This is a genomic window from Pseudomonas sp. QS1027 (assembly GCF_002814235.1).
GTDB lineage: Bacteria > Pseudomonadota > Gammaproteobacteria > Pseudomonadales > Pseudomonadaceae > Aquipseudomonas.
The window spans coordinates 77,549-90,434 of the sequence record NZ_PHSU01000016.1 but is presented as its reverse complement, the minus strand read 5'-3'; the positions used below and the strand labels follow the sequence as shown (position 1 = coordinate 90,434).

Annotated in this window: 16 protein-coding genes; 9 read left to right on the top strand and 7 right to left on the bottom strand. The window is 61.7% G+C overall.

Annotated elements, in window-relative coordinates; translation table 11 throughout:
• Window positions 1-175 precede the first annotated feature (175 nt).
• The 4 genes from CWE01_RS15930 to CWE01_RS33870 all read left to right on the top strand — a co-directional run bounded on the left by CWE01_RS15930 (window position 176) and on the right by CWE01_RS33870 (window position 2,211).
• Entirely contained in the window at window positions 176-655 is a 480-nt protein-coding gene (locus CWE01_RS15930; protein WP_100941494.1) for an NYN domain-containing protein, read from the top strand.
• 26 nt (window positions 656-681) lie between these two features.
• Complete coding sequence (locus CWE01_RS15925) at window positions 682-1,293, top strand: PolC-type DNA polymerase III (protein ID WP_100941493.1); 612 nt, start codon at window positions 682-684, stop codon at window positions 1,291-1,293.
• Window positions 1,294-1,644: 351 nt separating this feature from the next.
• Window positions 1,645-1,905 carry a hypothetical protein gene (locus CWE01_RS33875; protein WP_256579366.1) on the top strand — a complete coding sequence of 87 codons (261 nt, stop codon included), beginning with the start codon at window positions 1,645-1,647 and terminating at the stop codon, window positions 1,903-1,905.
• Between the two features lie 42 nt (window positions 1,906-1,947).
• Window positions 1,948-2,211, top strand: a complete 264-nt coding sequence (locus CWE01_RS33870) for a hypothetical protein (protein WP_371917144.1) — start codon at window positions 1,948-1,950, stop codon at window positions 2,209-2,211.
• Window positions 2,212-2,276: 65 nt separating this feature from the next.
• On the opposite strand, the gene CWE01_RS15915 is transcribed toward CWE01_RS33870, so the two are convergent.
• The 3 genes from CWE01_RS15915 to CWE01_RS15905 all read right to left on the bottom strand — a co-directional run bounded on the left by CWE01_RS15915 (window position 2,277) and on the right by CWE01_RS15905 (window position 3,440).
• Window positions 2,277-2,618 (bottom strand): type II toxin-antitoxin system RelE/ParE family toxin, encoded by a 342-nt coding sequence (locus CWE01_RS15915; protein ID WP_100941492.1) that lies wholly within the window; start codon window positions 2,616-2,618, stop codon window positions 2,277-2,279.
• Window positions 2,615-2,851: a type II toxin-antitoxin system Phd/YefM family antitoxin gene (locus tag CWE01_RS15910; protein ID WP_100941491.1), complete on the bottom strand. Its 237-nt coding sequence runs from the start codon at window positions 2,849-2,851 to the stop codon at window positions 2,615-2,617. Before CWE01_RS15910 ends, CWE01_RS15915 begins: the two co-directional genes overlap by 4 nt.
• Before the next feature lie 127 nt (window positions 2,852-2,978).
• Window positions 2,979-3,440, bottom strand: coding sequence for an Lrp/AsnC family transcriptional regulator (locus CWE01_RS15905; protein WP_100941490.1), 462 nt, complete (start codon window positions 3,438-3,440; stop codon window positions 2,979-2,981).
• A gap of 161 nt (window positions 3,441-3,601) precedes the next feature.
• Here CWE01_RS15905 and yedA point away from each other — a divergent pair, with 161 nt between their 5' ends.
• Together yedA and CWE01_RS15895 are read left to right on the top strand one after the other, a co-directional pair.
• A complete protein-coding gene (gene yedA, locus CWE01_RS15900; RefSeq protein ID WP_100941489.1) occupies window positions 3,602-4,492 on the top strand; it encodes a drug/metabolite exporter YedA in 891 nt (296 codons plus the stop codon).
• Between the two features lie 57 nt (window positions 4,493-4,549).
• Window positions 4,550-5,884, top strand: a complete 1,335-nt coding sequence (locus tag CWE01_RS15895; protein WP_100941488.1) for a DEAD/DEAH box helicase — start codon at window positions 4,550-4,552, stop codon at window positions 5,882-5,884.
• A 137-nt stretch (window positions 5,885-6,021) separates the two neighbouring features.
• Here the strand turns inward: CWE01_RS15895 and CWE01_RS15890 are convergent, their stop codons facing one another.
• Entirely contained in the window at window positions 6,022-7,281 is a 1,260-nt protein-coding gene (locus CWE01_RS15890) for a TIGR03862 family flavoprotein (RefSeq protein ID WP_100941487.1), read from the bottom strand.
• 410 nt (window positions 7,282-7,691) lie between these two features.
• Complete coding sequence (locus CWE01_RS15880; RefSeq protein ID WP_100941485.1) at window positions 7,692-8,612, bottom strand: histone deacetylase; 921 nt, start codon at window positions 8,610-8,612, stop codon at window positions 7,692-7,694.
• A gap of 93 nt (window positions 8,613-8,705) precedes the next feature.
• Between CWE01_RS15880 and CWE01_RS15875 the strand changes: the two genes are divergently transcribed.
• From CWE01_RS15875 to CWE01_RS15865, 3 genes are all read left to right on the top strand, one after another.
• Window positions 8,706-9,275: a GNAT family N-acetyltransferase gene (locus CWE01_RS15875; protein WP_100941484.1), complete on the top strand. Its 570-nt coding sequence runs from the start codon at window positions 8,706-8,708 to the stop codon at window positions 9,273-9,275.
• Window positions 9,276-9,422: 147 nt separating this feature from the next.
• Complete coding sequence (tesB, locus tag CWE01_RS15870; protein ID WP_100941483.1) at window positions 9,423-10,292, top strand: acyl-CoA thioesterase II; 870 nt, start codon at window positions 9,423-9,425, stop codon at window positions 10,290-10,292.
• On the top strand, window positions 10,289-10,882 hold the full coding sequence (locus tag CWE01_RS15865) for an HAD family hydrolase (protein ID WP_100941482.1): 594 nt from the start codon (window positions 10,289-10,291) through the stop codon (window positions 10,880-10,882). The genes tesB and CWE01_RS15865 overlap by 4 nt, the downstream gene beginning before the upstream one ends.
• Window positions 10,883-10,932: 50 nt before the next feature.
• On the opposite strand, the gene CWE01_RS15860 is transcribed toward CWE01_RS15865, so the two are convergent.
• Entirely contained in the window at window positions 10,933-11,919 is a 987-nt protein-coding gene (locus CWE01_RS15860) for an alpha/beta fold hydrolase (protein ID WP_177145074.1), read from the bottom strand.
• Window positions 11,920-12,813 (bottom strand): neutral zinc metallopeptidase, encoded by an 894-nt coding sequence (locus CWE01_RS15855; RefSeq protein WP_100941480.1) that lies wholly within the window; start codon window positions 12,811-12,813, stop codon window positions 11,920-11,922.
• Window positions 12,814-12,886: the final 73 nt, after the last annotated feature.

Genomic DNA, 12,886 nt, shown 5'->3' with positions numbered 1-12,886 from the left:
GCGTGATCCGCAAAATCTGCGTTCGCCGCCTCAAGCCCGTCAGACGCCTGAAGCGCTGACACTCGCCCCGCCGATTATTCGCTGAACCTTCCCCCGGGCTGGCATACTGCGCACCTAATCGCTCCCGAGCGCTCGTCATCACCCGCCAGTGCGCTTTGCGCCATGAGGATTCGCGGTGAAGAAAATCGCTGTGTTCGCCGATGTGCAGAACCTCTACTACACCGTTCGCCAGGCCTATGGTTGTCACTTCAACTATGCCGCCCTGTGGGCTGATATCAGCCAGCGCGGGGAGATCGTCGAGGCCTACGCCTACGCCATCGATCGCGGCGACAGCAAGCAGCAGCAGTTCCAGCAGATCCTGCGCAACCTGGGCTTTACGGTGAAGCTCAAGCCTTACATCCAGCGCAGCGACGGTTCGGCCAAGGGCGACTGGGACGTGGGCATCACCATCGATATCATGGACGTGGCGCCCCATGTCGACGAAGTGGTGCTGGCGTCCGGCGACGGCGATTTCGACCTGCTGCTCACGCGTATCATCGACAAGCACGGCGTCGAAGCCGTGGCTTATGGCGTGCCGGGGCTGACGGCCAATTCGTTGATCCGTGCCGCAAGCCGCTACGTGCCCATCGAAGGCGCGTTGTTGTTGAAAAACTGAAACTGATTTTGCAAAGGGCTGGGCTTTTGGAACGTATTGCGGTCATCGACTTTGAAACCACGGGCATCACGCCGAACGCGGGGTGCCGGGCTACGGAAATCGCCGTGGTCATCCTGGAACAAGGGCGCATTGTCGACCGTTACCAGAGCCTGATGAATGCTGGCGTGCGCGTACCGGCATTTATCGAACAGCTGACCGGCATCAGCAACGCCATGTTGCGCACCGCGCCGTCGGCGGAGCGGGTGATGAACGAGGTCAACGAGTTTGTCGGTACGACTCCGTTACTGGCCCATAACGCCGCATTCGACCAGAAGTTCTGGGATTACGAATTGGGGCGGATCAAGCGTACGCGTTTGCAGAATTTTGCCTGTTCGTTGTTGCTGGCGCGGCGCTTGATGCCGGCGGCGCCGAATCACAAGCTCGGTACGCTGACGGCTTTTGCCCGCTTGCCACACACGGGGCAGGCGCACCGGGCCATGGCCGATGCCGAGATGGCGGCGAACCTGCTGGCGCATATGGCTGGCGAGTTGCGCGACAAGCATGGGGTGCAGGTGTTGTCCCATGATTGGTTGTGCAAATTGCAGAAGGTGCCGGCGGCGAAGATTGGCGAGCATTTGAAGCGTTATCGGGGCGTCTGAGGACGCTGCGGTGATATTGCAATTTGTCGTGTGGTTTTTAGGAAATGTCGTACTGCGGGTGGCGATCTGTGCTGTCTTTTCCGAGCGGTGCAGTGACGTTAGCCTTTCTCCTGTCATCGCCAAATCGGTGACAGGGCGTAGGAACCCTTGCAATTGACTCTTTCGATACTGAACAGCCACCATACTCGCTGGTTTTGTCGCCAGTGTTCCCCTCATGGTGGCCGTGCGCGGGCACGTTGATTCGTGGCCGAGTGTCCGAGAGAGCTCGGTTCCTACCCCGCGTACGGCTGCCACCCAAGTCCGTAGGAAGGCTTTTATGGCAGCTCCTTGAATCTCTCGGAGTATTCCAAAATGGAAAAAGTCATTCTCGAAAGCCACGCTGAAACCATACAAAAACATCTTGATGACGGCGGTGCTACTGATGCGTCAAAGCCGCTTGGTCTTGCCGTTAACATTGCTTTCGAACCACGCATTTTTACCCGCCATCATCTAAAGCTCCGGGCCTTGCTCCTGCATGACGAAGCCTGGTTCTGCGCCCGTGATATCGGGCATCTGATGGGAATCGAGTGGCATGAACGCAAAGCCATCAAGCTCGATCCAGATCAGCGGTGAGTGCTGAAACTCAAGGGTAGCGGCCGATCTGAAGATCACCTGATGCTCAGCGAGTCCGGCGTCTACGCGATGCTGGTCTATCACTACCTGCCGGAGAATCGCCACCTGCGCCAATGGCTGACGCACCAGGTGCTGCCGATGTTGCGCGGCCAGCCGCAGCCGGCGTTGACCCAAGCGCCGAGCCTTGGAATTCTGGAGTGGGATGGCGGAGCATTGAGCCTGCTGCACTGGCGGAAAGAACCGTGGATTCGGCTGCGTGATATGCCGCAGGAGGTGCCGGTCAGTGGGTGTGGCAGCGTCTGGTAGCTAGCGACCATTTGAAAGCTGAACGCCGCGCTGGGAACAGTGCGGCGTTTTGGTATCCGAGCACCCTAGTTGAGATCTTTAACCAGGCAGTAGTGCACCAACCAGTCTTGCACGTTCTGGACTTGATTCAATATCAGGTGTATGACGGCGACGTCGTTAATGGTGTCGTAGCTGTAGATGACACGGTAGGGGTTGTAATTCAGTTCCCGGTACTGCAAAGCGCCCAGTTCTGCCGCTTGTTGGCAGAGCTGCCCAGATTGAGGGTGATCGCTGAGTCGCCGGTCTATTTTATCTTCAAGATCACCAAAGTATTTTGAAGCGGTCTGAATGCCTACTTTGTCGGCGAGATAAAACTCTTGCGTGTCGATTGAGCTGATGGCCGTGTTAGTGAAAACGATTTTTGTCATTTTCTGGCTCTGCGGGCCCGCATTTCATCAGCTGTCAGGAACTTACCTTCCGAGTATTCGCGGGAGCTGATTGCGAGCAGCTTGACCAGCGCCAATGCCTCGTCTCGACGGACGCGGTCCTCATAGGATTCGATGACGTAAGCGGGCTTTCCATTCTGCGTAACGATCATTGGTTCTTGAAGATCCAGATCGGAGGCATGGGATTTCAGGTAGCTGATTGTCTCGACTCGCATGAGTGGGTATCTCCATCGCGGCACGAATATTTGCGTTAGATAGTCAGGTTGGGCTCTGGCACGTTGCGCAGTATGACCTGAATTCGGCCTGAATTTGAACCGTTCGTAAGATTTTCTCCCGAACCCATCATCCCTTTGTTTTTCCATTCATGTCCAAATGCCCCAACGGCACCCGCCGCTCAATCGCGCTCGACAGCACAATCGAGGTCTTGCTGAAGCCGAACTGGGCTATCCGATTGATCAACTGCTCCAGCTCCGCCATGCTCCCCACCGCCGCTTGCAGAATCACGCACGGATCCCCGGTCACCCGATGGCATTCGGTAATCTGCGGAATCTGCGCCAGGTCGTCGTAGACCTGTTGCTTGCCATGCTGGTTGAGCCGCAACTCGATCACGCACTGGATCGGCAAACCGATCTTCTCCAGGTCCACCTTGGCCTGATAGCCGGTGATGACCCCGCTGCTTTCCAGCTTCGCCACCCGCTCCGCCACCGCCGGCGCGGACAGGTTGACCTTGCGCGCCAGTTCGGCGAACGAGGCGCGGCCATTGTCCAGCAGCTCACCCAGGATCAAACGGTCGTATTTATCCATCCACAGGCTCTCTATTCCGCGGGCTTTCGAAACAATGGCAGAAAGCCCTGATATCCATGCTTTACAAAGTGTACTGGCCTTATAACACGGTTTTGTAACTTATTATTTTCCAGGCGCCTTTCTAGAATAAGCCTCCGTTGCCCTGCCTGGATCTGCCCCCCATGTCTGCCCCACGCCGTTTTCCGTTACCGCTGATCGGTGCTTTTTTTGCGTTGTATTTCATCTGGGGCTCGACCTACCTGGCCATTCGTATCGGCGTGGAATCCTGGCCGCCGTTGATGATGGGCGGCATCCGTTTCGTGATCGCCGGCAGCCTGCTGTTTGCCTATCAACGCCTTCGCGGCGTCCCGGCGCCGACCTGGCCGCAATGGAAAGGCGCGGCGGCCATCGGTGTGCTGCTGCTCAGTTTCGGCAACGGCGCGGTGACCCTGGCCGAACACATGGGCGTGGCCTCGGGGGTTGCCGCGCTGACGGTGGCGACGGTGCCGCTGTTTACCTTGCTCTGCGGCTTTTTCTGGGGCAACCGCAATACCGGTCTCGAATGGGCCGGGATTGTGCTCGGTCTGATCGGGATCGCTTTGCTGAACATGGGCTCCAACCTGCAAGCCAGCCCGCTGGGTGCCGGCCTGCTGTTGCTGGCCGCCGCGACCTGGGCCTTCGGCTCGGTGTGGAGCAAGCACCTGCCGCTGCCCCAGGGCGGTATGGCCAGTGCGGCGGAAATGCTGGTGGGCGGCGTGGTGTTGCTGATGGCCAGCTTTGTCCGCGGCGAGCGCCTGACCCAGATGCCCTCGACCGACGGTTGGATTGCCCTGGCCTATTTGACCGTCTTCGGCTCGATCATCGCCTTCAACGCCTATATGTACCTGTTGAAGCATGTGCGCCCGGCGGCGGCCACAAGCTATGCCTACGTCAACCCGGCTGTGGCGGTGCTGCTGGGCATTCTCTTTGCCAGCGAGCAGATCGGCTGGCACGAGTGCATGGCCATGGGCGTGATCATCAGCGCCGTGGTGTTGATCGGTTTACCGCAGTGGCGCAAGCCGAAAGAGGCCTGACAGGGTAAACTGCCGCGCATTGCTTCACGGCGCTGACACTTTTCCTACGGTATTTCCATGACATTCGCCACACTCGGCCTGATCGAACCCCTGACGCGGGCCCTGGATACTCTGGGTTACCAGACCCCCACACCGATCCAGGCCCAGGCCATTCCCGCCGTATTGGCCGGTCGCGACCTGATGGCCGCGGCCCAGACCGGCACCGGCAAGACCGCCGGTTTCGCCTTGCCGCTGTTGCAGCTGCTGACCCTGGAAGGGCCGAAGGTCACCGCCAACTCGGTGCGTTCGCTGATTCTGGTGCCGACCCGCGAGCTGGCCGAGCAGGTGCATGAAAGCGTGCGCCAGTACGCCGAGCACCTGCCGCTGAGCACCTATGCGGTGTACGGCGGCGTCAGCATCAACCCGCAGATGATGAAGCTGCGCAAGGGTGTCGACCTGCTGGTGGCGACTCCGGGCCGTCTGCTCGATCTCTATCGCCAGAACGCCCTCAAGTTCAACCAGTTGCAGACCCTGGTGCTCGACGAAGCCGACCGCATGCTCGACCTCGGTTTCCAGGAAGAACTGGGCAATATCTACAAGGCGTTGCCGAAAAAGCGCCAGACCCTGCTGTTTTCCGCGACCTTCTCCGACGCCATCCGCCTGCTGGCCGGGCAGATGCTCAACGATCCGCTGAGCATTGAAGTCAGCCCGCGCAATGTCGCGGCCAACACCGTCAAGCAGTGGCTGGTGACAGTGGACAAGAAGCGCAAGCCGGAGCTGTTCGTGCACCTGATGCGCAAGCAGCACTGGAAGCAGGTCCTGGTGTTCGCCAAGACCCGTAATGGTGTTGACCAACTGGTGGAAAAACTCCAGGGCCTGGGTATCAATGCCGATGGCATCCACGGCGACAAGCCCCAGGCTACCCGCCAGCGCGCACTGGACCGCTTCAAGGCGAGCGAGATCCAGATCCTGGTGGCCACCGATGTGGCGGCCCGTGGTCTGGACATCGAGGACTTGCCGCTGGTGGTCAACTTCGACCTGCCGATCGTGGCCGAGGACTACATTCACCGGATCGGTCGTACCGGCCGTGCCGGCGCCACTGGTGAGGCGATTTCCCTGGTCTGCGCCGATGAGGTGAATCTGCTGTCGGCCATTGAGACCCTGACCCGTCAGACCTTGAAGCGCCAGGACGAAGCCGGTTTCGAGCCGGATCACCGGGTGCCGGACACCGATGCTTCGGGCAGCGTGATCAAGAAACCGAAGAAGCCGAAAAAACCGAAGGCCGCTGGCGGCAAGCGCAACCTGGGCAAGTGGGTCGACAGCGGCGAGAAGCCGGAAGATGTGGTGCAGTCGATCAAGCCGGTACGCAAGGTGCCGGTGTTCAATACCGGGCCGCGCAAGCGCAAGCCGTAAGGCGAACATCGATGCCGTGTTGGCTCCAGGGTCAACACGGTCATTTCAGGAGCCGGCTTGCTGGCGATGGCGTCCTTGAAATGGATGCAAGGCCCAAGGGCCTCATCGCCAGCAAGCCGCTCCTGCAGTTGTCCGCGTTATCCTGGGATGACCTTGTCCCGGGTCCGCTGCTGCAACCACTCCACTATCCCTTGTCCCGCCACCCGCCCGCTGGCAAAGCAGGCCGTGAGCAGGTAGCCGCCGGTCGGCGCTTCCCAGTCAAGCATCTCGCCGGCACAGAACACGCCGGGCAACGCCTTGAGCATCAGTCGCTCGTCCATTGCCTCGAACGGTACGCCGCCGGCGCTGCTGATGGCCTCGTCCAGCGGACGCGCCTTGACCAGCGTCAGCGGCAACGCCTTGATCGCAGCGGCCAGGCGCGCCGGGTCGGCAAAGGTCTCGGCATCTGTCAGTTCCCGCAGCAACGCCGCTTTGATCCCGTCGATCCCCAACTGGCTGTGCAGGTGCTTGGCCATGGAGCGTGAGCCGCGGGGTTTGGCCAGTGCGGCCAGGACCTTGTCCACAGGCTTGCCGGGCAGCAGGTCGATCTCGATCGTCGCGTTGCCCTGTTGGTTGATCTGCTCGCGAATCGGCGCGGACAGTGCGTAGATCAGGCTGCCTTCGATACCGCTGGCGGTGATCACGCATTCGCCCAGGCGCGGCGTGCCGTGGGGCAGGGCGATGGCGACGTTCTTCAGTGGGGCACCGGCAAACTTGCTGCGCAGGACTTCGCTCCAGGCCGCGACGTCAAAGCCGCAGTTACTTGGTTGCAAGGGCGCGACCGTCACTCCCTGTTGCTCCAGCAGGGGCAGCCAGGCCCCGTCGGAGCCCAATCGCGCCCAGCTGCCGCCACCCAATGCGAGGAGGGTGGCGTCGGGGCGCAGGCTTTTTTCACCCTCCGGGCTGTGGATAACCAGGCCGCCGTCGCGCCAGCCCAACCAGCGATGGCGGGTGTGGATAACTACCCCGGCTTCCCGCAGGCGCTTGAGCCAGGCGCGCAGCAGCGGGGCGGCTTTCATATCGCTGGGGAAAACCCGGCCGGAGCTGCCGACGAACGTAGTTATCCCCAGGCCGTGAATCCATTCGCACAGCGTATCGGCACCAAAAGCCCGGAGCATCGGAGCGATCTGTGGTGCGCGTTCGGCATAACGGGAGAGAAACGCCGGGTAGGCCTCGGAATGGGTGATGTTCATCCCTCCGACACCGGCCAGCAGAAACTTGCGCCCGACCGAAGGCATGCCGTCGTAGAGATCGACCTGGATACCCGCCTGGCTCAGGACCTCGGCGGCCATCAGGCCGGCGGGGCCGCCACCGATAATGGCGACGTGAGGGGCGGTGTCAGGGGCTGGCTGGGTCATGGCGGGCGGCGAATTGGCTGAACGAGCCGGGCATTCTACGTTTTTCCACCGAGGATGTGGTGGCCGCGGACCCTTGGGCTGGCTCGCTGCTATCCCCCAATCCTGTGTTTGACATGGCCCCTTGGGACTGGCTGGTGGTTGTCCCCCAATCCTGTGTTTGACGCGGACTCATGTAGGAGCCGGCTTGCTGGCGATAGCAGCCGGACAGACAACACAAGGCTCAGGGGCCTCATCGCCAGCAAGCCGTCTCCTACAGTCGATCGCATTCCCCTGTAAGGGGAGTGGTGGCTTCAGCGGCACTGTACGAAAAACATACAGTCTTCCACAGCCCTTTCCCCATAAGGCCTGCAGCGTATTTCACTCAGGTTATCCACAGGCGGTTCCACAGCCATTGTGGGTAAGCCCAGGCTTCAATGACAACCTGATGACGTCCAGACCTTTTGCGCGCTGTGGTGCAGGATCCCGTGGCGCCGGGCCAGGGCCTGGCGGTCCTTGCTGTAGCCGCCGCCAATCACCCCGACCACCGGGATATCCCGGCCCAGGCAATGGCGCAGGACACGTTCATCCCGGGCGGCCACCCCTTCATCGGTCAGTTTCAGGTAACCCAGGGCATCGTCCTTGTGTACATCCACGCCGGCGTCGTACAGCACCAGGTCCGGTTGGTAGAGCGGCAGCAGGTAGTTCAGGGCGTCATCCACCACCTTGAGATAGTCCGCGTCACCCATGCCCATCGGCAAGGGAATGTCCCAGTCACTGTGGGCCTTGCGCGCCGGGAAGTTTTTCTCGCAGTGCAGGGAGACCGTGATGGCGTCCGCGGTGTCTTCCAGGATGCGCGCGGTGCCGTCGCCCTGGTGCACGTCGCAGTCGAAGATCAGTACCCGGCCCACGCGACCGCTTTCCAGCAGGTAGCGGCTGATGATCGCCAGGTCGTTGAAAATGCAGAAGCCCGCCGGGTGATCGTAATGGGCATGGTGGGTGCCGCCCGCCAGGTGGCAGGCCAGGCCATGTTCCAGCGCCTGTTCGGCCGCCAGCAGCGAGCCGCCGACCGCACGCACGGTGCGCCGCGCCAGGGCCTCGTTCCAGGGCAGGCCGAGGCGGCGCTGGTCTTCGCGGGACAGTTCACCCGCCATGTAGCGTTCGATGTAGCCACGGTCGTGGGCCAGGGCGAGGATATCCACAGGGCAGATGGCCGGGCGCAGGAGATCGGCGTCCCGGGTCAGGCCGCTGTCCACCAGGTGATCGCGCAGCAGGCGGAACTTGTCCATGGGAAAGCGATGGTCCGCGGGGAAGTCCGGGCTGTAGTCATCGTGGTAGATCAAAGGCAGCGGCATGGCGAATTCATGTAGGAAGAAGTGAAGGATCTTATCAGCGCGATACACTGACGAGCAGGGAGTCAGCGTTGAAAGAATCCGGAGGGAGAGAAAGTGGAACCGATACTGCAACTTGAGAGTGCACGCTTGCTGTTGCGTCAGTGGCGCGACGAGGACTTGCCGGAGTTTGCCCGGATGTGTGCCGATCCTCAGGTGATGCGCTATTTGCCGACGGTGCTCAACCGTCTGGAAAGTGCCGCGCTGATCGGTCGGATTCGCGGGCACTTCGCCGAATACGGTTTTGGTCTCTGGGCGCTGGAGCGCAAGGATACCGGGGCCTTTATCGGCCTGACCGGGCTGATGCAGGTGAACTTCGATGCCACCTTCGCCCCGGCGGTGGAGATCGGTTGGCGTCTGTCCAGTGAGCACTGGGGCCTGGGTTATGCCAGCGAGGCGGCCTGGACCGCCTTGCGCTGCGGTTTCGAGCGCCTGTCCCTGGACGAGGTCGTGGCCTTTACCAGTGAGAGCAATACGGCGTCGCAGAAGGTCATGCAGGCCATCGGCATGCATTACGATCCGCAGTCAGATTTCGCGCATCCGAAGCTGGCCGACGATCATCCGTTGCGCCGCCACGTGCTTTACCGCATCAGTCATGCGCAATGGCTGCGCACCCTGCAAGGATAACCCCGGGGTTGGCCGATCCGCTGCACCGCCGGGTGCGACAAAGGCTGTATCATTCGGGGCCTATGGCCAGCTTGCTGGCCACACAAGCACGGATGGCTTGATATCGTCGTTAAGTGAACAGTATTGCCCTGTGTGAGGAGCGTTTGAATGAGCCAAGTGCTGGAAGACCTGGTCGACTTGCTGACCCTGGAACCGATTGAAGAAAACCTGTTTCGCGGCCGCAGCCAGGACCTGGGCTTTCGCCAGTTGTTCGGTGGCCAGGTGCTGGGCCAGTCGTTGTCGGCGGCCAGCCAGACGGTCGAGGAAGCGCGGCATGTGCATTCGATGCACGGTTATTTCCTGCGTCCGGGCGATGCCGGCCTGCCGGTGGTCTACTCGGTCGACCGGGTGCGCGACGGCGGCAGCTTCAGTACGCGGCGCGTCACGGCGATCCAGAAGGGCCAGCCGATCTTCACCTGCAGCGCCTCGTTCCAGTACGACGAGGAAGGCTTCGAGCACCAGAGCAGCATGCCTCAGGTCGTCGGGCCGGAGAACCTGGCCACGGAGCTGGAACTCACCCAGCAGCGCGCGCACCTGATCCCCGAACACATGCGCGAAAAACTCCTGTGCCCCAAGCCCATCGAAGTGCGCCCGGTCACCGAGAAGGACCCCTACAACCCGCAGCCGTCGGACCCGGTGAAGTACGTCTGGTTCCGCGCCGACGGAGCGCTGGCCGACTCGCCGGCGCTGCACAAATACCTGCTGGCCTACGCCTCGGACTTCGGTCTGCTGACCACCTCCTTGCTGCCCCATGGCAAGTCGGTGTGGCAGAAGGATATGCAGGTTGCCAGCCTTGACCATTCGCTGTGGTTCCACGCCAACCTGCGCGCCGACGACTGGTTGCTGTATGCGATGGACAGTCCGTGGGCCGGCAACTCCCGTGGGTTCTCCCGAGGCAGCGTGTACAACCGAGCGGGCGTGCTGGTGGCGTCGGTGACCCAGGAAGGCTTGATCCGTCATCGCAAGGATTGGGCATGAGTCTGGCCGAGGTGCGTTATTGGGTGTTCGACATGGACGGCACCCTGACCGTGGCCGTGCACGATTTCGCCGCGATCCGCGTGGCCCTGGCGATTCCGCCGGAACACGACATCCTCACCCATCTGGCGGCATTGCCGGCCGATGAGGCCGCGGCCAAACATGCCTGGCTGCTGGAGCACGAGCGGGACCTGGCGCTGGGGTCGAAGCCGGCGGCGGGGGCGGTGGAACTGGTGCGTGAGTTGGCCGGGCGCGGTTATCGTCTCGGCATCCTGACGCGCAATGCCCGCGAGCTGGCCCATGTGACGCTGGAGGCCATTGGCCTGGCCGACTGTTTCGCCGAGGCCGATGTGCTGGGCCGCGATGAAGCACCGCCCAAGCCGCATCCGGGTGGTTTGCTGAAATTGGCCGAAGCCTGGGACGTGGCGCCGAGCGAGATGGTGATGGTCGGTGACTATCGTTTCGACCTGGATTGCGGACGGGCGGCGGGGGCCCGGACCATCTTGGTCAACCTGCCGGACAACCCGTGGCCGGAGCTGACGGATTGGCATGCCGAGGATTGCGTGGCGCTTCGGCAGATGCTTTCGGCTTGATGATGCACCCTTGTGGCGAGCGGGCAAGCCCACTCGCCATAAGAGATTGCTTACTTACCGAACAACGCCTTCTGCCCTTGCGGCGAAGTCAGCATCCCATCGCCGTTATGCCCAACCCCGGGCACCTCGACCAGCGTCTGCGTGAAGCCTTGCGGATGACGCTGTTGCAGGTAGGCAAAATAGTTATGCCCGCGAATCAACCGATACGCCCCCTGGGCCTCCGCGCCACAGCTCTTGTCCAGGGCCGGATGGTTCGGGTCGGTGTCCTGTTGCCCCAGCAGGTAGGTGATATCGCGTTGCACATAACCCTGTTCCAACTGCGCCGGTGATTGTCCCTGGGCGTAGGTCGGCAGGTTCTGCAGGCCATACTTCCAGTCGTTGAACCCCGGGCAGCTCGCCGGGCTGAACCCCACCACTGGCCGCTGGGCGTTGAAATAGGCATAGGACGACGGGTTGGCGACCACATAGCGCAGCTTGATGCCGCTCCCCGCCAATTGCGCATCGCCATGCCCTACCAGGGCATAACGCTGCACCACCTGGCCACCGCCGGAATGCCCGGCGACGATGACTTCGCGCAGGGCCGGGAATTTCTTCCTGTTGCTCAGGCGTTGGAGTACTTCATCCAGGGCCGCATAGGAACTCATCGGAGAAGGCCCGGTCGATTCCGAGCCGGCCATCCAGTCATCGCCGTGCCAGCGCAGAAGGTTCCCCGGCAGGTGATTGCCCCGCGCATCGCTTTCATTGAGAAACTGCGGTGCGATGATCAGGGTATTGCGATCCTGGCCCGCCTGGGCTGCGGCGGTCTCTGCGCTCTGCAGGTAGGTCATGGCATTACGCAGCCGACCGTGGACGATGATCAGTACCCGCTCTACATCCGGCATCGGCCCTTGCCAGTCGCGATTGAGGCCGACGCTCAACTCACCGGCCGACAGTTTCAAGTGATTGGGGCTGATTTCGAGCCCGTGTTCCTTGGCCTGGACCTGGGCGCCGATCACGCACATTCCCAACAACAATGACCCACACAATATTTTTTTCATTCACAGACTCTTGGCGGCGAAGGTATCGCATTGGTTGAGTTGCCCTTGGGCGAAGCCGGTCTTGAACCAGCGCACCCGTTGCGCAGAGGTGCCGTGGGTGAAGGAGTCCGGCACCACGCGTCCCTGACCTTGCTGCTGGAGACGATCATCACCGATTGCGTTGGCGGCATTCAAGGCTTCTTCGATGTCGCCGGGTTCCAGCCATTTCAAACGTTGCTGCGCATGATAGGCCCAGACCCCGGCCAGGCAGTCGGCCTGCAGCTCCTGGCGGACCAGCAAACCGTCGGCGCCTTCCATCTTTTGCCCTTGCTGGCGGGCCGCCTGCATCCTGGCGGACACACCGAGCAGGTTTTGCACGTGATGGCCGACTTCGTGGGCGATCACATAAGCCTGGGCAAAATCCCCGGCAGCCTTGAAGCGCTGGGACATCTCGCGGAAAAAATCCAGGTCCAGGTAGACCCGTTGATCCGCCGGGCAATAAAACGGTCCCGTGGCGGAGGAGGCCAGGCCGCAGGCGGAGGCAACCCGCCCGCGGAACAGCACCAGCGTCGGGTCTTTGTATTGACGACCGGCCTGCTGGAAGATCTGGCCCCAGGTGTCTTCGGTGTCCCCGAGAATGGCCCGGACGAAGTCCGCCTGCTCATCGTTGGCCGGCGGTGCCTGGCGGGTCTGCGAGGTGGCGGGGGCTAAAGGCTGGTTGCTGAGTTGGTGGCTGAGTTCTCCGAGAATCTGCATAGGGTCCTGGCCCGTGAGCAGACCGATGCCGACAATCAACACGACGGCGCCCAGGCTCAAGCCTTTGCCACCGCCAAAACGCAGACCGCTACTCCCGGCATTGCTGTCATCGCGAGCATCCACCACGTTGTCGCTGCGCCGTCCTTTTCTCCAGAGCATGTGGGAATCCTCTTGTTGCTGTCGCAATGAGTGTTGCTGCTGAGGCGGGTGAGCGCCAGTCCGGTCGTCAGGC